The organism is Salegentibacter agarivorans (assembly GCF_900113135.1).
Classification (GTDB): Bacteria; Bacteroidota; Bacteroidia; order Flavobacteriales; family Flavobacteriaceae; genus Salegentibacter; species Salegentibacter agarivorans.
This window is the reverse complement of the sequence record NZ_FOOH01000015.1, coordinates 41718-65316: the sequence shown is the minus strand read 5'-3', so window position 1 is coordinate 65316 and position 23599 is coordinate 41718. Positions and strand designations below refer to the sequence as shown.

Annotated in this window: 24 protein-coding genes; 10 read left to right on the top strand and 14 right to left on the bottom strand. The window is 37.1% G+C overall.

The annotated features are described in order from the left end of the window. The first annotated feature begins 15 nt into the window (after positions 1 to 15). A complete protein-coding gene (locus BM084_RS12105) occupies positions 16 to 2268 on the top strand; it encodes an inorganic phosphate transporter (RefSeq protein ID WP_075325676.1) in 2253 nt (750 codons plus the stop codon). A gap of 11 nt (positions 2269 to 2279) precedes the next feature. Here BM084_RS12105 and BM084_RS12100 read toward each other — a convergent pair whose 3' ends face one another. Then, positions 2280 to 3203: a NifU family protein gene (locus BM084_RS12100; protein WP_075325677.1), complete on the bottom strand. Its 924-nt coding sequence runs from the start codon at positions 3201 to 3203 to the stop codon at positions 2280 to 2282. Between the two features lie 60 nt (positions 3204 to 3263). On the opposite strand from BM084_RS12100, the gene BM084_RS12095 reads away from it, so the two are divergent. After that, the gene (locus BM084_RS12095; RefSeq protein WP_083634135.1) at positions 3264 to 4322 is read left to right on the top strand and encodes a PorP/SprF family type IX secretion system membrane protein; all 1059 of its coding nucleotides are present in this window, start codon (positions 3264 to 3266) and stop codon (positions 4320 to 4322) included. Here the strand turns inward: BM084_RS12095 and murI are convergent. The 8 genes from murI to BM084_RS12055 all read right to left on the bottom strand — a co-directional run bounded on the left by murI (position 4319) and on the right by BM084_RS12055 (position 12287). Continuing rightward, the gene (murI, locus tag BM084_RS12090; RefSeq protein WP_075325678.1) at positions 4319 to 5116 is read right to left on the bottom strand and encodes a glutamate racemase; all 798 of its coding nucleotides are present in this window, start codon (positions 5114 to 5116) and stop codon (positions 4319 to 4321) included. The two genes, BM084_RS12095 and murI, sit on opposite strands and share 4 nt — an antisense overlap. Before the next feature lie 70 nt (positions 5117 to 5186). Beyond that, a complete protein-coding gene (locus BM084_RS12085) occupies positions 5187 to 5696 on the bottom strand; it encodes an OmpH/Skp family outer membrane protein (RefSeq protein WP_075325679.1) in 510 nt (169 codons plus the stop codon). 43 nt (positions 5697 to 5739) lie between these two features. Further along, a complete protein-coding gene (locus tag BM084_RS12080; protein WP_093305018.1) occupies positions 5740 to 6543 on the bottom strand; it encodes an OmpH family outer membrane protein in 804 nt (267 codons plus the stop codon). 33 nt (positions 6544 to 6576) lie between these two features. Beyond that, on the bottom strand, positions 6577 to 9195 hold the full coding sequence (bamA, locus tag BM084_RS12075) for an outer membrane protein assembly factor BamA (RefSeq protein WP_177195695.1): 2619 nt from the start codon (positions 9193 to 9195) through the stop codon (positions 6577 to 6579). Positions 9196 to 9202: 7 nt separating this feature from the next. After that, positions 9203 to 9943, bottom strand: a complete 741-nt coding sequence (locus BM084_RS12070) for an isoprenyl transferase (protein ID WP_093305016.1) — start codon at positions 9941 to 9943, stop codon at positions 9203 to 9205. 1 nt (position 9944) lies between these two features. Then, positions 9945 to 10649, bottom strand: a complete 705-nt coding sequence (porG, locus tag BM084_RS12065; RefSeq protein ID WP_075325683.1) for a type IX secretion system protein PorG — start codon at positions 10647 to 10649, stop codon at positions 9945 to 9947. 100 nt (positions 10650 to 10749) lie between these two features. Next, positions 10750 to 11634 (bottom strand): NAD kinase, encoded by an 885-nt coding sequence (locus tag BM084_RS12060; RefSeq protein ID WP_075325684.1) that lies wholly within the window; start codon positions 11632 to 11634, stop codon positions 10750 to 10752. After that, positions 11631 to 12287 carry a CBS domain-containing protein gene (locus BM084_RS12055; protein WP_093305014.1) on the bottom strand — a complete coding sequence of 219 codons (657 nt, stop codon included), beginning with the start codon at positions 12285 to 12287 and terminating at the stop codon, positions 11631 to 11633. Before BM084_RS12055 ends, BM084_RS12060 begins: the two co-directional genes overlap by 4 nt. Before the next feature lie 90 nt (positions 12288 to 12377). On the opposite strand from BM084_RS12055, the gene BM084_RS12050 reads away from it, so the two are divergent. The 8 genes from BM084_RS12050 to clpX all read left to right on the top strand — a co-directional run bounded on the left by BM084_RS12050 (position 12378) and on the right by clpX (position 20705). Continuing rightward, positions 12378 to 13091 carry a pyridoxine 5'-phosphate synthase gene (locus BM084_RS12050; protein WP_075325686.1) on the top strand — a complete coding sequence of 238 codons (714 nt, stop codon included), beginning with the start codon at positions 12378 to 12380 and terminating at the stop codon, positions 13089 to 13091. Positions 13092 to 13116: 25 nt separating this feature from the next. After that, positions 13117 to 13881, top strand: coding sequence for an alpha/beta fold hydrolase (locus tag BM084_RS12045; protein ID WP_075325687.1), 765 nt, complete (start codon positions 13117 to 13119; stop codon positions 13879 to 13881). 119 nt (positions 13882 to 14000) lie between these two features. Continuing rightward, positions 14001 to 15248 carry an OmpP1/FadL family transporter gene (locus BM084_RS12040; RefSeq protein WP_075325688.1) on the top strand — a complete coding sequence of 416 codons (1248 nt, stop codon included), beginning with the start codon at positions 14001 to 14003 and terminating at the stop codon, positions 15246 to 15248. A 10-nt stretch (positions 15249 to 15258) separates the two neighbouring features. Beyond that, on the top strand, positions 15259 to 16794 hold the full coding sequence (locus tag BM084_RS12035; protein ID WP_093305012.1) for an SGNH/GDSL hydrolase family protein: 1536 nt from the start codon (positions 15259 to 15261) through the stop codon (positions 16792 to 16794). 87 nt (positions 16795 to 16881) lie between these two features. Then, the gene (locus BM084_RS12030) at positions 16882 to 17223 is read left to right on the top strand and encodes a phage holin family protein (RefSeq protein ID WP_075325690.1); all 342 of its coding nucleotides are present in this window, start codon (positions 16882 to 16884) and stop codon (positions 17221 to 17223) included. 89 nt (positions 17224 to 17312) lie between these two features. Then, the gene (gene tig, locus BM084_RS12025) at positions 17313 to 18635 is read left to right on the top strand and encodes a trigger factor (RefSeq protein ID WP_093305011.1); all 1323 of its coding nucleotides are present in this window, start codon (positions 17313 to 17315) and stop codon (positions 18633 to 18635) included. Positions 18636 to 18742: 107 nt separating this feature from the next. Continuing rightward, complete coding sequence (clpP, locus tag BM084_RS12020; RefSeq protein ID WP_075325692.1) at positions 18743 to 19420, top strand: ATP-dependent Clp endopeptidase proteolytic subunit ClpP; 678 nt, start codon at positions 18743 to 18745, stop codon at positions 19418 to 19420. A 52-nt stretch (positions 19421 to 19472) separates the two neighbouring features. Further along, complete coding sequence (gene clpX / locus BM084_RS12015) at positions 19473 to 20705, top strand: ATP-dependent Clp protease ATP-binding subunit ClpX (protein WP_075327894.1); 1233 nt, start codon at positions 19473 to 19475, stop codon at positions 20703 to 20705. Between the two features lie 78 nt (positions 20706 to 20783). Here clpX and BM084_RS12010 read toward each other — a convergent pair whose 3' ends face one another. The 5 genes from BM084_RS12010 to BM084_RS11990 form a co-directional block, all read right to left on the bottom strand. Then, positions 20784 to 21362, bottom strand: coding sequence for a DUF1989 domain-containing protein (locus BM084_RS12010; protein WP_075325693.1), 579 nt, complete (start codon positions 21360 to 21362; stop codon positions 20784 to 20786). Beyond that, on the bottom strand, positions 21353 to 21970 hold the full coding sequence (locus BM084_RS12005) for an FMN-binding negative transcriptional regulator (RefSeq protein ID WP_075325694.1): 618 nt from the start codon (positions 21968 to 21970) through the stop codon (positions 21353 to 21355). Before BM084_RS12005 ends, BM084_RS12010 begins: the two co-directional genes overlap by 10 nt. A 2-nt stretch (positions 21971 to 21972) precedes the next feature. Then, positions 21973 to 22671, bottom strand: a complete 699-nt coding sequence (gene gntA, locus BM084_RS12000; protein WP_093305009.1) for a guanitoxin biosynthesis heme-dependent pre-guanitoxin N-hydroxylase GntA — start codon at positions 22669 to 22671, stop codon at positions 21973 to 21975. 102 nt (positions 22672 to 22773) lie between these two features. Beyond that, positions 22774 to 23043, bottom strand: a complete 270-nt coding sequence (locus BM084_RS11995; protein WP_075325696.1) for a SemiSWEET family sugar transporter — start codon at positions 23041 to 23043, stop codon at positions 22774 to 22776. A gap of 6 nt (positions 23044 to 23049) precedes the next feature. Continuing rightward, positions 23050 to 23571, bottom strand: coding sequence for a DUF421 domain-containing protein (locus BM084_RS11990; RefSeq protein WP_075325697.1), 522 nt, complete (start codon positions 23569 to 23571; stop codon positions 23050 to 23052). Positions 23572 to 23599: the final 28 nt, after the last annotated feature.

Genomic DNA, 23599 nt, shown 5'->3' with positions numbered 1-23599 from the left:
AAGGAAGTTATTCGCATGCAGGATGTTTATTTAATAATTCTGGGAATTTTATTTATTCTGGCCATCACCGATTTGGTGGTTGGGGTTAGTAACGATGCTATTAATTTCCTGAATTCTGCCATTGGTTCTAAAGCGGTTTCCCTTAGGTCTATCCTTATTATTGCGAGTCTTGGTGTGGCGGTGGGCGCTATATTTTCCAGTGGATTAATGGAGGTAGCAAGAAAAGGAATTTTTCTTCCGCAAGAATTCTATTTTGAAGAGATCATGGTCATATTTATGGCCGTTATGATTACTGATGTTTTGCTGTTGGATTTCTTCAATTCTATGGGTTTGCCAACATCTACAACGGTTTCCATTATGTTTGAATTATTAGGAGCAGCCGTAAGTGTCGCCTTAATCAAAATTTTTAACACTACTAACGATATTTCGCACCTGGTAAACTTTATAAACGTTGAAAAAGCTTCTGAAGTTATTTTCGGAATTCTTATTGCCATAGTTATTGCTTTTATTACGGGTGCTGTAGTGCAGTATTTTTCACGTTTGGTATTTTCTTTTAAATATGAAAAAAGACTGAGGTTTGCCGGGGTTATTTTTGGAGGGGTTTCTCTTGCCGCGATCTTCTATTTTATCCTCATAAAAGGCCTTAACAGTATGGCTTTTGTTTCAGATCACTTTGTAGACGATGTAAATGAGAATCGAATACAGATTATTATTTTTAGTCTGCTTGGTTTTACTATGCTCTCTAAAATTCTTATTAGTTTTTTTAGGGTAAATATTCTTAAAATAATTGTGATGGTAGGTACGTTTGCGCTGGCCCTGGCCTTCGCCGGAAACGATTTGGTGAATTTTATTGGGGTGCCAATAGCAGCCTGGCAATCTTACGAAATATGGAGCGTTTCTGGAGTTTCGGCTTCTCAATTATTAATGAGTGATCTCGCCGGCAGCGTTCCCACACCAGAGATAATCCTCATTTTTGCGGGGGGAGTTATGGTACTTACCTTGTGGTTTTCAGGAAAAGCAAGGGCCGTGGTAGATACCGGTGTAAAGCTTTCCCGGCAAAATGAGGGGGCAGAACCGTTTGGAGCTAATTATTTATCCCGAACCATTGTTAGGTATTCTATAATGTTTGGTGCTGCAGTGTCAGATGTACTTCCGCAGAAGGTTAGAAAGCAGATAAATAACCAGTTTGAAACTCCAAAGACTAAAAATCAGCCCAGGGAAATAGCACCACCCGCATTCGATTTGGTGAGGGCTTCGGTGAATTTGGTGGTAGCCAGTATTCTAATTTCCATGGGAACTAATTGGCAACTTCCGCTTTCTACCACTTACGTTACCTTTATGGTGGCCATGGGTACTTCTTTGGCCGATAGGGCCTGGAACCAGGAAAGTGCCGTTTACAGGGTGGCGGGAGTTTTAAATGTAATTGGAGGTTGGTTTGTTACGGCTTTGGTGGCTTTTTTAGGAGCTGCAATTTTTGCCGCAATAATTTATTATGGAGGTTTAATTGCTATAGCCGTCTTGGTTTCTATAACCGCTTTTTTTATCGTTAAGAATACACTCTCTCACGCTAAAAAAGCTAAAGCCGATAAGCGCCAGAAAAGGTATAAACGAACCGATATAATTACTATTAACGAAATTACTGCAGAAAGCTCTGTAAATATCTCCCAGGTAATTTCTGGGATTAGTAAACGCTATACCAAAACCGTAGATAACCTGGGTTATCACGATTTAGGAAAACTAAAGAAGAATAATAAGAAAGTTGGAGAGCTTGAAAGCGAAGTAGATGATTTAAAAGGAAATATCTATTACTTTATAAAATCGCTAGACGAAGATTCAATTGAAGCAAGCCGATTTTATATTCATTTGCTGGATTATTTGCAGGAAATGGTAAACTCTACCCGATACATTACCAGAAACTCTTTTGAACACGTAAATAACAATCACAAAAACCTAAAATTTAACCAGATTAGGGATTTGAAAAAGATTGATAGAAAACTTCAGGAGTTATTTGGAGAGATAAAATACACCTTTGATGAACACGACTTTGAGCGCTTAGACAATATTCTTGCTGAAAAGCAACAGTTGCTAGATATGGTTTCAGAAATGATAGAGAAACAGATCACACGAATAAGGACTTCAGAAAGCAGTCCTAAAAACACAAAACTTTATTTTGGGTTTTTACTGGAGTCTAAAGACCTTATTTCGTCTACCCTTAATCTAATTCAGTTATTCAGAGAATTTTATGTGGAAGCGAAGTCTACGCTTTAACGTTTAAAGAATTATCCGTTTACTGCTTCTACATAATCTACTTTTCCGCGTAGCATATCCCTTAGCATTGTTTCAATTCCACTTTTAAGCGTCATTGTAGAAGAAGGACAACCACTACAAGCTCCCTGAAGAATTACTTTTACGGTTTTATTATCGGCATTATAAGAATCAAAAAGGATGTTTCCACCATCGCTGGCAACCGCAGGTTTAATATATTCATCAAGAATTGCGATAACTTGTTTAGAAGTATCGTCAAGATCTTTAATTTCCTGGCTTACCTCTGGATTTGCCGGATGGCTCGCTGCTTCAGTTTGTTGTGGTACCGAGGCTTCGGCTTTTAAAACTTCTTTCCCATCCTGTAGGTAATTAGTAATGAATTCTCTTAACTCCAGGGTGATTTCCTCCCATTGTGCAACATCATACTTATGGATAGAAACGTAATTAGAATCTATAAATACTGCTTTTACAAATGGAAAATGAAAAAGTTGTTGCGCAAGTGGCGCATCTTTAGCTTCATCAATATTTTTAAACTCGGCAGTTTTTAAAACCAGTTTTTTGTTGGCTACAAACTTCATTACGCCCGGGTTGGGAGTACTTTCAGCATAAACCGTAACCGGAACATTCTTGGCGTCCTTGGTGTCTTCTTTTACAACTACACCGCCTTTATTTAAAAATTCTTCTATTTGCGAGGCAACTTCTTCCTGTACATCATCCCATTCCACTATATCATATTTTTCTATCGCGATAAAATTTTGAGCGATATAAACCGTTTTTACAAATGGTAAATAAAATAACTGCTGGGCTATAGGAGATTTGGATGCTTCATCAATATTTTTAAACTCGTGATTCTCGTGCCGGGTAAGAAATTTGTTAGTTTCAAATTTAATGATTCCCGGTTTGTTGGTGGCTTGTATATTTATGGTGAAATTGCTCATATCATTTTTTTTGCAAAAGTACTAAAGAAAACTTAGTTAATCTATATCTTTACCTTTCTTATGGGGATTAGAACTTTATTTAGTGGGGATTATAATGTTTTTTTAAGAGCTAATCAAATTAGCTTAATTATTAAATTTATCTTCTTAATATTATTTGTTTTTTTAACCGGCTCGTCGGTGAAGTCACAGGAGGTAATTCCTATATACTCAGATTATTTAACCGATAATCTTTTTCTTCTTCATCCTTCTATGGCCGGTGCTGCTAATAGAAATCAAATTAGACTTACGGCCAGACAGCAATGGTTTGACGTAGAAAATGCACCTAGCTTACAAACCCTTGCGGTTAATGGCCGGGTAGGAGATAAGCTTGGGATTGGTGGAATTGTTTTCAACGACCAAAACGGGAATTTTTCTAAAATAGGTGCTTATGGAACCGTAGCCTATCATTTACTTTTTTCCAGAAGTGAACTGGACCTGAATCAACTTTCTTTTGGAATTAGTGCCGGGATTGTTCAGCATAGATTAGATCAAAGTGGATTTACCGAATTTGATCCTATTGTAAGTGGGAGTAATGTTTCTGACATCTTCGGAAATATGGATATTGGAGTCTCTTATTATTATTTAGATTTTTATGCACACCTGGCTGCAAAAAATTTAATTTCAGTAAGACGTGAATTATTTTATTCTGATGCTGTGCCCAGCAATCAGCGTAAATATTTATTCTCTACGGGTTATGTTTTTGATAATAATAATGATTGGAGTTATGAGCCTTCAATTTTATATCAGTTACGGGAAGCTACAAACGAGATGAATATAGATTTAAATATGAAAGTGTATCGGGAAGTTGATTTCGGGCAACTATGGGGCGGGGTTTCCTATAGAAACAGTTTTGAAGGTGCCGAATATACTACGGATGGTAACGAAATTGAAAGTCAGCAGCTGCGGTATATTACCCCTTTTGTAGGCCTGGATTACAAAAATTTTATGTTTGGCTATACTTTTAGCTACCAGTTTAACTCGGTGGTTTTAAGTAATAATGGTTTTCATCAAATTACCATTGGCTACGATTTTGGAAAGAGTAGAGGGCGTTGGGATTGTAAATGCCCCGCTATTAATTAAAAGTCCAGGTAAGAGACTTTATAGCCATTTTTTTCAGCTTCAGTTAAATTCTCCAGAACTTTAGGATTGGTATTGCTGAAAAATTCCGGGATAGGTTTTTGAGAAGGCACTTCCGTTATTAATAAATTATTTTCGTTAAGAATAGATTTTGTTTGTCTGGCCACTGCTTCTCCCGAATCTATAATTATAACATCTTTTGGCATTAATTCTTTTAAAATAGGAATAAGGTAGGGATAGTGACTACAACCCAACACCAGGTAATCTATTTTATTTACTAAAAACGGCTCCAGGAGTCTGAGTAAATGGCTTCTCATTTGGGGAGAATCTAAATCTCCTGCTTCAATAAGTTCTACCAGGCCGCGACCTTCTACTTCAACCACATTAATATTTCTGGCATAAAAATCTGATGTTTTTGAGAAAAGTGTGCTGGTTAAGGTTCCACGGGTAGCCAAAATACCTATAGTTTTGGTTTTGGTATTTAGTGCAGCGGGTTTAATAGCCGGTTCAATCCCTATAAAAGGAAATGCATATTCATTTCTAAGGTCTTTAATGGCGTTTGTAGTAGCGGTGTTGCAGGCAACCACAATAATTTTGGCGCCCATTTCCAGCAATTTTTCAGTATTTTTTCGACTTAAATTTTTAATATCTTCAATAGGTTTTTCGCCGTATGGAGCGTTTTTACTATCGGCGAGGTAGATGGTTTTTTCAAAGGGAAGTAGCTCGTGAATTTCTCTCCAAATGGAAGTTCCCCCTACACCAGAATCAAAAATACCTATGGGTTGCAAATTGCTCATTGATACAAAAATAAAAACTGCGCCTGGAAAGGACGCAGTTTTTAATCTTTATTTATGTATTGGGTGAATATTACATTCCCAATTCAGCTTTTACATCTGTCATAAGATCTTTACCATCGGCAAGAATTACTCCTGTTCCTGTAGTAGAGTCAAGTACATAATCAAATCCTTGTTCTCTTGCTACTTTTTGGATAGCTTCACGAGCTTTTTCAATTACCGGTCTAATTAGATCGTTTTCTTTCTTTTGAAGTTCCTGACGAGCTCTCTGGCTGTGCTCCTGAATTCTTCTTTCAGTTGCCTGAAGTTCGCTTGCTCTTTTTGCATTTTCTTCTTCTGTTACTGTTTCAGCTTCAGATTGGTAACGTTGCATCGTGTTTTGAGCTTCAGTAAGCATGTCTTTAATCTCTGCATCGTAAGTTTTCTCTAACTTCTCAAGTTGAGACATTGCATCTTTATAAGCAGGCATAGTTTCTACAAGCTCCTGGGTTGCGATGTGAGCAACTTTGCTTTGTGCGTTTGTAAATGCAGTAGCTCCTATGGTTAATGCAAGGGCTATAAAAAGTGTTCTGAATTGTTTCATTTTAATTGATATTAATTGTTTAAGTATTAAGGTTTAAAATTATTTAGTTTATGGTGTCTTTTCTATTTCGTGCCGCTTCTATAGAATCTCTTTTTTGTTTTCTTTCCTTTAAAATTCTTTCCCGGCGTTCTTCAAAAGCTTTTTGTCTGGCTTCTTTAATAGAGTCTTGTTTTTTTCTGCGTTCTTCTATTAAGGCTTCGCGTTCGCTTTTACGATCTTCAATAGCTTGTTCGCGTTGGCTTAATTCTTCATCTTCCTCTGCTGTACGCGCTTCAGCTCTCTCAAGTTCTCGTTCTTCCTGTTTTGTTTCAATTTGTTTACGGTTAGAAGCTCTGTTAATACTTCTTAGAACCTGGTCACTTAAATCAAAGCGTTTTTTTGCAAATAACATACCCGATTCAGCATTACGGTCAAATATAAAATCGAAATCCCTGTTTTCACCTATTTCCTGCAGGGCGTTAAAAACCTGATCCTGGATTGGCTTTATTAATTGCCTCTTTTGAATCATGTAATCACCTTTCGGGCCAAAACGTTTCTGCTCGTAATTTGTAGCCTGCTCTTGCTGGTAAGCGATCTCTTCTTCCCGTTCTTCAATTAGTTGGGGAGTGAGTAACGCCCGTTCATTTTGCAGGCTGGTTTTCATTTCACTAATTTCGTTTCGCTTTTGCTCAATTTCGTTTCGCCATTCTTTTACTCGCCCGTCTAATTGAGATGAAGCTTGCTGATATTCTGGAACATTTTCAAGGATGTATTCCATATCCACAAAGCCTATATTTATTGGCTTTTGAGCGCTTGCCCCCAATCCAATAAAAATAAAAAGTGTGAATAAAAATGTTCTTTTAAGCATACTTAAATCGAATATAGAAAATATCGTGCCAAATTAAAATTGCTGTCCGATAATGAAATGCGTTTCCCAACCGTTAGGCCCGGGTTGTCCTCCAATAGGATCAAAACCGTAACCAAAGTCAATACCAAGTAAACCAAAGGCTGGCATAAAGATTCTTAAACCTGCCCCGGCAGATCTATTCACCTGGAAAGGATTAAAGTCCCTAAAATTATCGTAAGATGCACCTGCTTCCAGGAAGGTAAGTGCATAAATAGATGCTGTTGGCTTTAAGGTAATAGGATATCTAAGTTCTAAAGAGTATTTGTTGTAAATGGTAGCGCCATCATCATTAACTCCGGCAGGACGATCTAAAGGAACTACAGATTGATTTGGATAACCTCTTAACTGTACGGTTTCTCTGCCATCTAAACTAAATGCGCCAAGGCCATCTCCCCCAAGAAAGAATCTTTCAAAAGGTGGAACACCACGATCGCTATTATAAGCTCCAAGGAAACCATATTCGGCGTTAGTTCTTAGTACAAGTTTGTCGTAGATTTGAGTAAACCACTCACCACTAAACTTAACTTTATAGAATTCTAACCAGTTAAATTTCTTCTGATCTATTAGACGTTGGTCTCCAACTGCATTTTCAGGAGTGACCCTGTTGCCTTGTTGGTCTATAAGATTCCCATTATCATCTTCCAGCTGAAACTCTCTTTGATCAGCTAAATTTGCATAATCTACACCATTCCATAAAGAATAAGGAGGAGTGAATTTTGCCGTAAGTTTAAATTTAGAACCCCCCATTGGGAAAATTGGGTTTACATAAGTATTATCTCTTGTGAGTCCAAAAGTATAGGTGAAGTTGTTAGAGTGACCATCACCAAAAGTAAATAGCCCCGTATTGTAATTATTTAAGTTATAACGCTGAAAACCTACCGAGTGAGACACCGTCATATAAGGATCTGGTACCGTTAAACGTTTTGCCAGGCCTACGTTTATTCCAAGTATATCAAAACTTCTGCTTCTATCTGCTTCTCTGTTTATATAATCGAATAAAAACTGTCTTGTATAAGAGAAAGAGGTTTGCAAACTTACCGGCTTTTTACCTCCCAACCATGGCTCCTGAAAAGACAGGCTGTACGTTTGATAAAACGTACTGGCTTGTGCTCTTAAAGAAAGCGTTTGCCCATCTCCCATAGGTACTGGCTTATAGGCTTCTTTATCAAAAATTCCAGATAAAGAGAAGTTGTTAAAGGACAGCCCCAAAGTGCCAATAAAGCCACCGCCACCGTAACCACCTTGTAGTTCTATTTGGCTGGCGCCTGCTTCTACAACAGAATATTCAAGGTCTAAAGTACCGGCCTGCGGATCTGGATCAACAAATTTTGGTTCTAATTGCTCTGCATCAAAAAATCCAAGTTGTCCAAGTTCCCTAACGGTATTAACCACATCTTCCTGGCTATATTTTTGGCCTGGTTTTGTTCTTAATTCACGATAAATAACGTGATCTTTTGTTTTGTCGTTTCCGGTTACACTAATATTATTGAAGTATGCTTCTTTTCCTTCAATTATTCGTATTTCAAAATCTATGGTATCGTTGTAAACATTGGTTTCTACAAGGTTAATGGTAGAAAATAAATAACCATTGTTTTTATACAGGTTAGAAAGATCTTCCCCGTCTGGTTTGGTTTCATCGGCAATTCGCTCGTCTAAAAGCACCCCGTTATAAACATCGCCTTTATTAATTCCTAAAGCTCGTTGTAATTGCGCATCGGTATAAACCGAATTTCCTAAATAATCTATATTACCAATATAATATTGATCTCCTTCTTCTACCTTAAGGTTTAAGGCTATGGTTTCGTCGTCAACTTCTACCAAAGAATCTGTAACAATCCTGGCATCTCTATAACCACTTTCCTTATATTTATCTATAATATTTTCTTTGTCTTCCTGGTAATCTGCCCTCACAAATTTTGATCTTTTCCAAAAGCGGAAAAAATTCTTTTGTTTGGTGTTTTTCATGGCCCTTTTAAGCTTCCAGTTAGAAAATTTTTCGTTGCCAGAAAAATTTATTTCGGCAATTTTTACACGATCACCCTGGTCTATGTCTATAAGCATATTTACCAGGTTGGTATTTGCTGTAGTATCGGTAACTTCACTAGTGCTTATTTTTGCCTTAGCATTAAAATAACCTTCTTTTCTATACTTACTTTCAATATAATTTTTGGTGGTGGTTATAAGGTTTTCAGAAACTTTTGCGCCTGTTCTTAGTTTGTTTTCCTTAATTATTTCTTCCTTCTCCCGTTTTTTAAGTCCGGTAACCTGAACTTTATTAAGTTTTGGAACTTCCTGTATCTCAATTTCAAGATCGGCTACATTGCCGTCACTTACATTGGTGATATAAAAGTTAATATCACTAAATTGATCAATATCCCATAGTTTATTGATCACGCTACTAATTTTATCTCCGGGAATATAGATTTCTTCCCCTTTTTTTAGACCGGTATAAGCAATTACGGTTTGCTCGTTAAAACTAACGGTACCCGTAACTTTTATATCTCCAATTATATATTTTTTGCCATCTGCTAATGGTAAGCCCTGAGCTTGTGAAGAAATGCTGAATATTAAACTGCATGCTATTGCCAGAAGGGTAAATACTTTCTTCGTCATGAATGCGCTAACTGAGTTGCTCACTGGTTTTTCCAAATCGTCGTTCTCTATTTTGATAATTGTAAATGGCTTCAAAAAGATTTTCTTTTCTAAAATCTGGCCATAAGATTTTTGTAAAATATAATTCGGCATAAGCAATTTGCCATAATAGAAAGTTGCTTATACGTTGTTCTCCGCTGGTTCTGATTAGTAAATCCACCTCCGGAAAATTTCGGGTGTAAAGATGCTGATTTATAACCGATTCATCAATAGCATCGGCGCTTATTTCATTATTTTTAACTTTCAGGCTAATTTCACGTATTGCAGAACTTAGCTCTTCCCGTGAACCGTAACTTAGTGCAAGGTTAAGCACCATACGATCGTTGGTTTTAGTTTTCTCTATAACTTCGTGAAGTTCTCTAAATACCTTTTTAGGCAGGGTATTTAGATTTCCTATAGCGTTTAACCTAATATTATTGTCCTGAAGTGTTTTAATTTCTTTTCTTAAGGAAGAGACCAATAGACGCATTAAAGTGTCTACTTCTAATTTTGGACGCTTCCAGTTTTCGGTAGAAAAAGCATAGAGGGTGAGGTATTCTATGCCAATTTCGGCTGAAGCTTCTACAACATCTCTAACTGCGGTAGTGCCTTCTTCGTGCCCAGCAGCCCTAAGAAAGCCTTTTTTTCTTGCCCAACGCCCATTACCATCCATAATTATGGCAATGTGTTTAGGTAGTTTCTTAAGATCTATGTTTTTTTTATAATTCATATTAAAATCTACTGTAGCAAGGTTCCCTACCCCATGAGAAGGTGAAATTCACGCCCGTAAAAACATACCAATCGTTGGTATTTCTATTTCCGAATTCCTTTTTTGGCATTCTGTTCCCAAAAATTTCTTCAGGCCAGCTTCCATCCAGGTTGTCGGTAAAAGTATAACGAACACCTACTTCCAGGGCTCCTACAATATGCGAGGTAATACTTTCTTTGTAACCAAAAACTACCGGAATAGCAAAATCCCAGTTGGCGCCCTGGTTTTCCAATTGGCCGTTAGGAAAATCGGCATCAAGTAGTAAGTGATCTGCTCTAAAATAAGTTATCCCTGTATACAAATATGGGGTGCTTTGGGGATGGCCTTCGTGCAAATCAAAACTCCAGAAATTATACTCTAATCCTAACGAAGCTTCTGCAATTGTATTGTTAAAAGAGTAGCCTCTGTTTAATCTTCGGGGGTCATTAGAATTTGCATCGTCGGCATTTATTTCTGCATATAAAAGCGAAAATCTAAAAGCGTGACGTGGGCTGCGATTCCATTTAAGCAATGCGCCTCCAACCAGTCCGCTGGGTAGAACAAAATTGGTTCGCCCTACATCTCCAATATAATTGGCGCCACCAATATATGGTCCTACTTCAAATGTTTGAGAATTTGTTTTTGGAGCAAAAACAAGCATGATTACTACAACTAATAGGTACCTCATAGGCTTTCAAAAGTTTGCAAATATAACAATTATGTTTGCTCCACAATAATTTGAGCAATTTTGTATATATTCTTAAACAGTTTTTAAAATCATTTATTGCTTAATTACGTTTATCCTCACCCCACATTAACTTTTTTCTTAGGGTGTGAAGAAAACTATCGCCTTTAAGTTCAACAAGATTTATTGCGTAGGGTGCTTTTTCTATAATAATTTCAGTATCATTTTCCAGGGTTGCGATACGGGAATCCATAGAAACTAAATGAGATTCTTCCCGTCCCGATACCCGAAGTGTTATTTTAGTATCGTCTTTAATTACTAAAGGACGCGCGTTTAAATTATGTGGCGCAATGGGGGTAATTATAAGAGAGCCTGCATCTGGGGTTATAACCGGGCCGCCACAACTAAGGGAGTAACCGGTAGAGCCTGTGGGTGTAGAGACAATTAATCCATCGGCCCAATAAGAATTTAAATATTGATCATTTAGCCACGTATCTACGGTAATCATAGAAGTGGTGTTTTTTCGGCTAACTGCAACTTCGTTAAGGGCTATATTTCTAAAAACCGGGTCGTGGCTGGTGGGATTTGTTTTAATATTTAAAACAGTTCTACGGGAAATACTAAATTTCTTTTCAAGAATACTCTGTAAACATTCTTTGATTTCCTCTTTTTGAATAGTTGCCAAAAAGCCCAATCTCCCTGTGTTAATTCCTACAATTGGAATATCTAAATTTCTAATATAATTTATAGATTTTAAAATAGTACCATCTCCACCAATACAAAAAAACAAATCGAAACTATTATCTAACTCTTCAAATGTGTTGAAGTGTGAGTAATTTTCATTTATAGTTTTATTTAAATGAATTAGATCCAGGAAATTTTCTTCAATTACTACTTTAATATTTTCGCGCTTCAGCAATTCCAGAAGCTGCCCTATATAGATCCCGGCATTGGTATGGTAAAACTGACCGTAGATGCCTACTTTCATATATTCATATATTTATCTAAATACTTAGAGCGGTCTCTAAGATTTTTGTTGAAATTGTCTTCCCGGTGTTCAGAAATTATTTTATAACCATAGCGGCGGAAAGACTGAATAATTTCATTTATACCCGAAGGGCTTAATTTAACCGTGATTTGGGCAACATCATTTTCAATTTTTGAAATAAAGATCCCCAGAATATTGGCATTATTAGATTCGGTAATTTGGGTGATTTCGCTAAAGGAATAATCTTTTATACCTTTTTGGATCACAATAATATTTCCCGCTTCGCTTAAAAAAGGCGTTTCGTTAAATAAGGCAATAATTTCGTTGAGTTCTACATAGCCCAAATAGGTGTTTTCTTCATCTAAAACAGGAAGAATATTGGTATTGTTTTGGGCAAAACGTTCTAAAATATCCAGCCAAAAATCTGTATTTCTAACAAAGAAACCTTCCAGGGCATATTGATAATCTTCCAGCGATTTTTCGGCTTCAAAACAACGAATATCGTTTTCTGGAATACAACCCATATAAATACCATTGTTTTCTACTGGTAAATGCGAATAGGTTAACTGATTGAATAAGTCCTGGACTTCCCCAATTTTATCAGAAAAATGCCTTATAGAGACATCGTTAATTATAATATCTTGCATGTTCATGATGTCGCTTCCTTTTTATGCAAATTAATTAAAATAAAATTCATTAGGGCATTTACAAGTTTGTATTTTTGTTAAACAAAAGCTTATAAAATGACTAAATTAAGTGTAAATATCAATAAAATTGCCACTTTAAGAAATGCCCGAGGGGGCAATATTCCCAACGTAGTGGAAGCCGCCAAGAAAATAGAATCTTTTGGTGGGCAGGGTATCACTGTTCACCCAAGGCCAGACGAACGGCATATTACTTACCAGGACGTGCGGGATCTTTCTCCAATTGTGAAAACCGAGTTTAATATTGAAGGAAATCCGGTTGCAAAATTTATTAATTTGGTGCTGGAGGCAAAACCGGCTCAGGTTACTTTAGTACCAGATGCCGAAGATGCAATTACCTCTAATGCCGGCTGGAATACTATTAAAAACAAAGAATTTCTTCAGGAAGTAATCCAGGAATTTAAAAATAACGGTATTCGTACTTCTATATTTGTTGATCCCGATAAAAAAATGATAGAAGGAGCTGTGGAAACCGGTGCCGAGAGAATAGAATTATATACCGAGGCTTTTGCAGTAAAATATGCGAAAGGTGATAAAACGGGGGTAGAACCTTATAAAAAATGTGCAACTCTGGCACATCAATTAGGTTTGGGAATAAATGCCGGGCACGATCTTTCTTTAGAAAATATAAATTATTTTAAAGATAATGTACCTTACTTAGATGAGGTCTCTATTGGCCACGCACTAATTGCTGAAGCTTTATATATTGGGCTGGAAAAAACCATTGAAAAATACCTGGAATTGCTGAAATAATACAATTCCATAAAAAATAATTGCAATGAAATTAAATTCTATAATACTGGGAAAGGGGCAGCCCTTATTAATACTGCACGGCTTTTTAGGAATGAGTGATAATTGGAAAACCATTGGCAATAAACTTGCTGAAGAAAAGGATTTCCAGGTGCATCTTATAGATCAACGTAACCACGGGAAAAGTCCGCATACCAATGAGCATAGCTACGAGTTAATGGCTGAAGATGTGAAGGATTATTGCGAGCAACATTCTTTATCAAATATTATTTTAATGGGGCATTCTATGGGAGGTAAAACTGCAATGCTTGCCGCAGCCGAATATCCTGATTTGGTAGAAAAACTTATTGTGGTAGATATTGCGCCTAAATATTATAAACCGCATCATCAGCAAATCCTGGATGGATTAACAGCTCTGGAAGAAGCAGATTTAGACTCCCGGCAGGAAGCCGATAAATTACTTTCAGAATTTATTTCAGAAAAACCAATCAGGCTTTTTCTTTTAAAGAATTTAAACCGAAAATCTGAGGGCACATACTGTCTAAAAGTAAACCTGGAAACTTTAAAAGAGAATATTGAAGAAGTAGGCAAGTCTCTTCCGCAAGATAAAATTTTTAAGGGTTCTACGCTATTTATAAAAGGCGCTAATTCAAATTATATCAAAGAAGAAGACAAAGCTGCTATTCAAAAACAATTTCCTGAAGTTAAATTTGAGGAAATTCGCAATGCAGGGCACTGGGTTCACGCTGAGAAAATGAACGATTTCTACAAAGCTGTGGCCGATTTTCTTTAAAATCCTTCTAAATTTATTATGTGTGCATAATAAATTATCGTTTTTTGTTGAGTAATATGTAATTTATTCTAAATTTGGAGATAGTAAATTATTAGTATAGAATAAAATCCAAATCAATTATGAGAAAATTACTTTTCCTGGGCCTTTTTGGTCTAATGGCTGCGGTAACTTATGCAGGTGGGTATAGAGTGAGTCTCCAGGGACAAAGATCGCTAGCTATGGGCCACACCGGTGTTGCGGTAGTCAACAATGCTGAGCTTGCATTTTTTAACCCCGCAGGCCTTGTGTATCTTGAAAACAAGATAAATGTAGCAGCCGGTGCCAGTGCTGTTTTTTCCAATGTGAAATATCAAAATTCTGAATTCGGAATTAGTTCTGAAACCGATAGTCCTGTAGGAACGCCATTCTATGCCTATGGTTCTTACCGTGTGAACGATTGGTTAACTTTAGGATTGGCAGCTTATACTCCCTACGGTAGTAGTGTAGAGTGGCCAACAGATTGGGCCGGGTCTCATTTGGTAAACAATATAGATCTCCAAGCAATTTATATCCAGGCTCTTGCTTCTGTGAAAATTTCAGATAAATTAAGTGTTGGTGGTGGGCCAATCTATGTAAATGGATCGGTAAACTTTAACCGTAACCTTAACCGTACGCTAACTGATCTTAATGGAAACCGATCTAATGTAACCGTAGATGCCAGTGGGGTTAGCGCCTTTGGATGGTCTGCCAGTGCAATGTATAACGCAACCGAGGATTTACGTTTTGGTATAAATTACCGAAGTGAAATTATGGTTGAAGCAGAAGGTGGGGACGCTACTTTTCAAAACGTTCCAAATTCTCCTTTAACTCCTTTTCAGGATACACAATTTGATGCTGCATTGCCTATGCCTGCAGAGCTTTCGGTAGGACTTTCTTATGAGCTTCTGGATAAATGGCTTTTTGCATTCGATTATAATATGACCTACTGGGATGTTTACGAATCCTTAGATATAGATTTTGCAAATGCAACTCCAGATTCTAATAACCCAAGAAATTACAAAAACTCTTCTTCTTACAGGTTTGGTTTACAGTATTTTGCAAACGAAACCGTTACCTTAAGAGTTGGATATTATTTTGACGAATCTCCGGTGCAATCAGGTTACTTTGCTCCTGAAACTCCAAGAAACGATGCCCACGGATTTACCGGCGGACTTTCTTTACACGTAAGTGATAGATTCTCTATAGATGCGGCTTTCCTTTACAACAGGTATGAGGAAGTAGACGAATCTTACAATTATTATACTGAGAATGGAGAGACTGTTCCTTTTGAAGGAACTTATAAAACTTCAGCCTTTATTCCGGGACTTGGTGTAACCTACAAATTATAAAATTTAGAAGATGAAACAGTATTTTAAATATATAGCAATATTGGCGCTGGGAATTGTTTCCTGCGAGCCAGAATTTGATAACCCGGTAGACGAAGCCGGGGCGTACAGTAACGGGGAAGCAGATTTTTCCCGATACGTAGCCCTTGGTAATTCACTAACTGCTGGATATGCAGATAACGCCCTTTATATCACCGGGCAGGAAAATTCTTATCCAAACATCCTTGCGCAGCAATTTGATAAAACTCAGGATATCGAGGATTTTACTATTCCTTTTATGAGTGATAATGCCGGCGGACTTTTAGCAGGAGGTAATCAAATAACAAATAATAGATTGGTGCTATCTGTGGTAAATGGCGATACCCTTCCACGAGTATATACAGGAATGCAACCAACTACTGAAGTGGGAAATGTTCAACAGGGGCCGTTTAGTAATATGGGAGTACCCGGCGCTAAATCTTATCATTTAGGTGCTGCAGGATATGGAAATGTCCAGGGAATAGCAGTAGGAACTGCAAACCCTTATTTTGCTCGCTTCGCATCTGCGCCTAATGCTTCTGTAATGGAAGATGCTCTTGCTCAGGACCCAACTTTCTTTTCTTTATGGATAGGAAATAATGATGTTCTTGGTTATGCAAGAACTGGGGGAACAGGAGTATATCAATTAAATAATTTGCAGCCTTCTACATACGCAGATAATGATATTACAGATCCAAACGTTTTTGCCAGTGTATATAGTGAAATGGTACAGGCTTTAGCCGCAAATGCAAGTGGTGGAGTTCTTATTAATATTCCAGATGTAGCTTCGGTTCCCTTTTTTACAAGAGTACCTGTTAATGCTATACCTCTAGATGCTCAAACCGCCGCAGCCTTAAATCAGCAATTTTCAGCTTACAATACACAGGTTCTTCCTGGTTTGGTTCAGGCTGGTTTTATTACCGCTGAAGAAGCGCAAAGCAGACAAATTAATTTTGCTGAAGGTCAAAATTATGTAACGCTACAAGATGAGTCGCTAACCAATATTGGCCAGGCTATTCAGGGAGCGCCATTTAATCTTGATCCTCAAAATGCAGGATTGTTAAGTCAGTTAAGACAGGCTACACCTACAGATCTTATTCCTTTAACCAGCTCTGGAATTCTTGGAACTCCCGTGGGTGATAATCCAAATATGATAAACGGGGTTTCGGTTCCTTTAGGAGATGAGCACGTTTTGACAAATGCAGAGCAAGAATTAATTAGAGATGCTACAACTAGATATAATCAGGTTATTTCTGGTTTGGCAGAGGCTAATGGTCTTGCGTTTGTAGATGCTAATGCAATGCTAAATAAATTAGCAACAGATGGGATCTCTTTTGATGGCGGATTTGTAACTTCAGATTTTGTAACTGGAGGTGCTTTCTCACTTGATGGTATCCACCTTACACCTCGAGGAAACGCAATAGTTTCTAACCGTATAATTGATGCAATTAATACTACTTATAATGCCGATGTGCCTAAAGTAAACGTAGGTGCTTACGGTACAGTGACCTATAACAACGAAGTTCAATAAGAACACATACTTTTTAATACAGATATACAAACGCCGGATTTTTCCGGCGTTTTTTGTATTTTTCAGAATCTAACTAATCTGAATATTATGAATTTTATATTAAGAATATTACTTACCGCAGTTGCAGTAGTTATACTGGCCAAATTTTTACCCGGGGTTGAGGTAGAAGGCTATCTAACTGCAATAATTGTAGCAATTGTCCTGGCTATTCTAAACCTACTGGTAAAACCAATTTTGGTAATTTTCACCTTGCCGGTTACTATCCTTACTCTGGGTTTATTTTTACTCGTAATAAATGCGATAATTATCTTACTGGCAGATGCTTTTGTTTCAGGATTTGGAGTTAGCGGCTTTTTTATAGCCTTGCTGTTTAGTTTGCTTTTATCACTCTTTCAATCCTTGCTGTTTTCTTTATTAGGAAAAGATTAGCACAATATTGCTGAAATTCAATAATTTGAAACTTTGTTGGCTTGGGAAAAAAGTGTAATTTTGCACTCCAATTTTTATAACAAGTCAAGATGAATATTACCAGAGAGAATATTGATGAATTGAATGCGGTAGTAAAAGTAGATATCGCCAAAGAAGACTACGCCGGTAAAGTTGATAAAATCTTAAAAGATTACCGTAAAAATGCCAATATTCCCGGCTTTAGAAAAGGGCACGTGCCTATGGGAATGGTAAAGAAACAATACGGTCAGGCTGTGTTGGTAGATGAGGTAAATAAACTTTTACAGGATTCACTAAATAAATATCTTACCGAAGAAAAACTGGATGTTCTTGGAAATCCTCTTCCAAAAGAACAGGAAAACTTCGATTGGAATAAAGAAGAATATAGCTTTGAGTTTGAACTTGGTTTGGCTCCAGAGTTTGATGTAAACCTTGAACTTGAAAAGCCGGTTACCCATTACAATATTGTGGCAGATGAAAAAATGGTGAATAACCAGATTGAATCTATTAGAAAACAATACGGGAAACTGATCTCTAAAGATGAGGCTGAAGAAGGAGATATCGTTGCTGGTACCTTCAAAAATGAAGAAGAAGGGATTGAGAAAGAAACTTCAGTAGAATTAGAAAAACTTAAAGGGAAAAGAAATCTTAATAAGTTTGTTGGTGCTAAAGTTGGCGATTCTATCACTTTAAAGACCAAAAGTCTTTTTGAAGATGACCATGAGCTAATTCAGCATTTAGGAATTGAGCACGATAAGGCGCACGATCTTGATATTGAAGTTGAATTTACCATAAAAGAGATTAACCATAGAGAACTGGCTGAGCTTAACCAGGAATTATTCGATAAGCTTTTTGGTGAAGGTAAAGTAACCAGTGAAGATGAGCTTAAAGAAAAGATCAAAGAAGATGCAGCAAAACAATTTAAGCAGCAAAGCGATCAGCAGTTAATGAACGATGTGACCAAGCAGCTTATTGAGCAAACTAAATTTGAACTTCCTAAAGAATTTCTTCAAAAATGGATTCAAACAGTTGGTGAGAAACCAATGACTGAAGAAGAAGCCAAAGAAGAATACGAAAAGAGTGAAGAAGGTTTACGTTACCAGTTAATTGAAGGTAAAATAGTAAACGAAAATAACCTTACAGTAGAGTTTGAAGATCTTAAAGCTTTTGCTAAAGAAAAGATCAAAGAACAAATGGCACAGTTCGGCCAAATGAATCCTGGAGATAAAGAACTTGACGATATCGCGGCAAGAATTCTTTCTAATCAGGACGAAGTAAAAAGAATGTCAGAGCAATTAATGAACGAGAAATTGCTTGATTTCTACAAAGAGAAAATGTCTTTTGAAGAAAAAGAAGTGACTTACGATGAATTTGTGAAAGAGATTTACGAGTAAGCTTTTTCTATAAATTTATACTTATATTTAAGGCGTTAAACCATTTGGATTAACGCCTTTTCACTTGAAAGGCAGCTAAGAGAAAAAGCTTAAAAACAGAAAAATTGATGGATTACGGAAAAGAATTTGAAAAATACGCCACTAAACATCACGGTATAAATAGTAACTATTACCAAAAGATAGTGAGCAGCGTGACTCCTACGGGGATGACTCCTAATATTATTGAAGAGCGACAAATGAATGCAGTCGCGATGGATGTTTTTTCCAGGTTAATGATGGATAGGATTATCTTTATGGGTACTGCAATAAACGACCAGGTTGCAAATATCATCCAGGCGCAAATGTTATTTTTAGAAAGTACAGATGCTTCTAAAGATATCCAGATCTATATAAATTCTCCGGGAGGAAGCGTTTATGCAGGTTTGGGAATTTATGATACTATGCAGTTTATAAAACCAGATGTGGCCACAATTTGTACAGGAATGGCAGCCTCAATGGGCGCAGTATTGCTTTGTGCAGGTGAAAAAGGAAAAAGAAGCGGTTTACCGCATTCAAGAGTGATGATTCACCAGCCTTTAGGAGGTGCGCAGGGACAGGCCAGCGATATAGAAATTACAGCGAGAGAGATATTAACCCTTAAAAAGGAACTTTACGATATTATCGCAAAACATTCTGGCCAATCTTATGAAAAAATTGAAGAAGATAGTGATCGTGACTACTGGATGAAGGCTGAAAAAGCCAAAGAGTACGGAATGATTGATGAGATTTTAACGAGAGAAGGATAAGAATTAATTTTCAGTTTATTATTTTATAGATTGAAAATTGAAATTTGAAGAAATGGCGAAAGAAGAATTAGAATGTTCGTTTTGCGGTAGAAAGAAACCCGAAACCAATTTACTTATTGCAGGCTTAGATGCGCATATATGTGATAAATGTATAGAGCAGGCGCACGGCATTGTAATGGAAGAGCTTAAGCAGGGAGAAGCCAAAGAATTGTCTTCAGATCTCATGCTTAGCAAACCCAAAGTAATTAAAGAGTTTTTAGACCAATATGTAATTGGGCAGGAAGCTACCAAGAAAGTAATGTCTGTAGCCGTTTATAACCACTATAAAAGGTTGTTACAACCGGCAAGCGACGATGATGTAGAAATTCAAAAATCTAACATTATTATGGTTGGGGAAACCGGTACGGGTAAAACCCTTATTGCCAAAACCATCGCGAAAATGCTTAATGTGCCTTTGGCTATAGTAGATGCTACGGTACTTACCGAGGCTGGTTATGTAGGTGAAGATGTAGAAGGTATTTTAACGAGATTGCTTCAGGCAGCCGATTATAATGTTGAAAAAGCACAGCGCGGCATTGTATTTATTGATGAAATAGATAAAATTGCCCGTAAAAGCGATAATCCGTCAATTACCCGAGATGTTTCAGGGGAAGGTGTTCAGCAGGCTTTATTGAAATTACTGGAAGGAACCACAGTTAACGTGCCGCCAAAAGGAGGTCGTAAACATCCCGATCAGAAATTTGTTGAGGTAGATACCGAAAATATCCTTTTTATTGCAGGAGGTGCCTTTGACGGTATTGAACGTAACATCAGTAAGCGGTTAAATATGCAGGCTGTTGGGTTTAGCGCTTCAAAAAGTGAAGACACGATTGAAAGAACCAATCTTCTGAAATATATTATTCCGAAGGATTTAAAAGATTTCGGACTTATTCCTGAAATAATTGGAAGGTTACCGGCGCTTACTTATATGAATCCGTTGGATAAAAGTACGCTTCGTTCTATCTTAACAGAACCGAAAAACGCCATTGTAAAACAGTATCAAAAACTGTTTGAAATGGACGATATCGAGTTTGAAATGACAGATGATGCACTGGATTATATAGTGGAGAAGGCCGTTGAATATAAATTAGGAGCAAGAGGATTAAGATCTTTATGCGAAGCAATCCTTACTGATGCAATGTTTGAAATGCCAGAAAGTGGCCATAGCAAACTTAAAGTGTCACGGGAATATGCCGAGGATAAATTGAATAAATCAACAATAAATAAACTTAAAGCGGTTTCTTAAAAACCATTTTAGGATAAATTAAAAGGCGGCCGGAAATCTGGAATTTTCGGCCGCTTTTTTTGTAGTTTTTCGAAATAATTAATCTACTATTTCATAATGTATAGGCTTAAAACTACCGTTATTGCTATCTTCAGCAGAACACGCGGTTAAGGCTACAATCAGGTCCATTTTGGCTTCAAACAACACATAATCTCCTGCTTTGCTTAATGGCGGGTCTACGCTAAGTTTTCCTTTTTCATCAAATTGTACGTTCATAAAAATATTGAACGCCGTAGGAATATCATCCGGCTCAATTTCAAATTTTTCAAGGTTGGTGTAGAGGTTTTCAAAACAGCTAGGATGATAACCTTCATAATCATACATCACCTCAAAAGTTTCAGGGCTGCAGGGTGCCAGTAGAAAGTCGTTTCTACCGTTAGTATCTTCCAGGAGTTCCATCATTTTATTACTGCGGTTGCTCCAAAGAAAATTCCCGGTACTTATTAAAATAGACTCTTCAAAATCCAGGGTTTTGCCCGATGATATTTTTTCCCTTCTATCTTTTGCATTAAATAGAACCATATCGCTAACCTGTTCACCTTCGGGGTCTATCACCTTCAGCTTCTGTCCTTTTTTCAATTTAAAGGCAGCTCCAGATTGTTTTTTAATTACTTGCATTTATGCTCTTTTTTAATGTTTTCGCTTAACGCGGAAGATAAATTATTTTCTTGCTTTTCCAAATGTGAAGTAACCGATGCTATATCGTCTTTATCATACCCCTGGTGCAATTTTGCAATGGCCTGAATTTTCTCAACTTTACACCAAAATCCTGTGATGTGTGGTAAATGGTCTTCCAGCATTTCTTTAGGAATATCTTTATAATACAACGGGTTTTCCTGCTGTTTTTCAAAAGTAGCTACTAGTTCCTGCAAAGATTCTTCCAGCTCTTCCCGCGATTGAATTTTCAGCTTAACATTTACATGTATTGCCGAATAATCCCAGGTACTAATATCTTTTTCTTTATACCAGGAGGAAGAAACGTAGCCGTGGGCTCCCTGAAAAATAAGCAGAGCTTCTTTACCATCTTCCAGGTGTTTAAACTGCTCGTTGTGGTTTGCTATATGAGCAAATAAAATAAAGTCTTTTGCCGTACCAAGAGTGAGAACAGGAATATGAGTAGCTAAAAGTCGGTCTCCATTAATTATAAAAGTTGCAAAAGGATGATGCTGTATAAATTTAAAGATAAATTCAGGATCATCCTTTTTGTATTTTTTGGGTTGGTACATAGTTATTTTTTTCCTTGATGAAAGGGACATTTCCATTCATCTCCAACTTTACGTCCACTATACTGTCTGGCTTCACTTTTATCACCAAAATCTTCTAACATTGGGTTTATATTACCCTGTAATTCGGTATCGCGTTCCCTAATTTTATCTCTTACAGTATAATACGCCCCCATTTCCCTTAATTTCTCAAATTGCCAGTGCAGGTTAAATGCCATTGCGGGGTATGGGCTTTGTCTCGCCTTTCGGCTACTGTTGGGGTGCAGGCCAACCATATAAAAAGCTTTTCCGCCAATACTAAAGCTAAAGTTATCGTCTTTGGGATTTTTGCTTACGGTGGGATCCCAGGCTTTATTGTCAATATCGTGTAGAAATTCTAATTGTTTCCAAAGTGCGGTTTCAAACTGGGTTTCAGAAAAAGATTCCTGATTTTTAAAAACAGCCATGAACGTATGAAATTCATTCGATTCAAAGTCGTAGTTTTCAATATACTTTTCTAAATCGTTATAAATGAGTTTCGCGGTTTTTCGACTTGGAAATTCATCGTAGGTATGGAGGTCTATATGCTCCTGGCTAAATACAGTTTGTGCCATTATACAAGGATGATCTTGCGTAAGCACAAAGTCTTTAAATGCAGGCTCTATAGCTTGATCTGTAGAAGCTTTCATTTGTTTTACTTTAGATTTTTCTCTGGTGGAAATCATAATGTTGAATGGTTATTTTTGTAAAACTATCAGGTTTTCTGAAAGCTTCTATGGGGTTTAAGAATAAATTAGTTCAAAATTTTAAAAGATTAACAGGTTGCTTCATTCCTTCTTCCGATAGCGAATCATTAAATACAGCATAACGCTATTTAATCCCAGGGAAACTCCATTAGTAGCGATTATAGGAAGATCTTTTTGGGTGATTCCGTAGATTACCCAAAGAAAAACGCCCAGTATCAAAATACTAAACATTCCCGGTGAAACATCTTCCACTTTCTTGGTTTTCCAGGCTTTTTTAATCTGCGGAATCACTGCCACCGTAGTGCAAATTCCTGCCGCCAGTCCCAGAATATCGGTCCACTCTAAATTCATATTTTATTATTTTAGGACATCTTTAGTAAGCCAGTCTTCTAATTCCTCATTTTCATCTGAAGAATGTAATACGGAAATATCACCGGTAGTTTCAAAAACGACCGCACGCACCTGCGAAAGATTTAGAACGTTGGCCTCCCTTAATTTAGACCGGAGATCACCTTCGGTAACCCGAGCTTTCTTTAAATTATTATGAAGTATTGTATTACCGTCCATTAGGAGTAGCGGTGAATTATCAATAGCTTCCTGAAACCAGGAAAATCGCCTTAATATTGCCGCTGAAATTTGCAGAATATATACGGCTGCCAAACCTATAATTCCCTGTATTAAACTCACCGATTTTGAGAGGATTGTAGTTGCCAGAATAGAACCCACTGCTACCGTCATCGCAAAATCAAAGCTGGACATTTTAGAGAAGCTGCGTTTTCCGGCAATTCTTGTAAAAATAATAATAGCCAGGTAAATCCCGGCGGCAGTGAGAAAAATTGCCAGAATAGATGTCCAGGAAGCTTCAAACCATTTTTCCATAATAAGTTTTTAGTAATTTAACTGATTT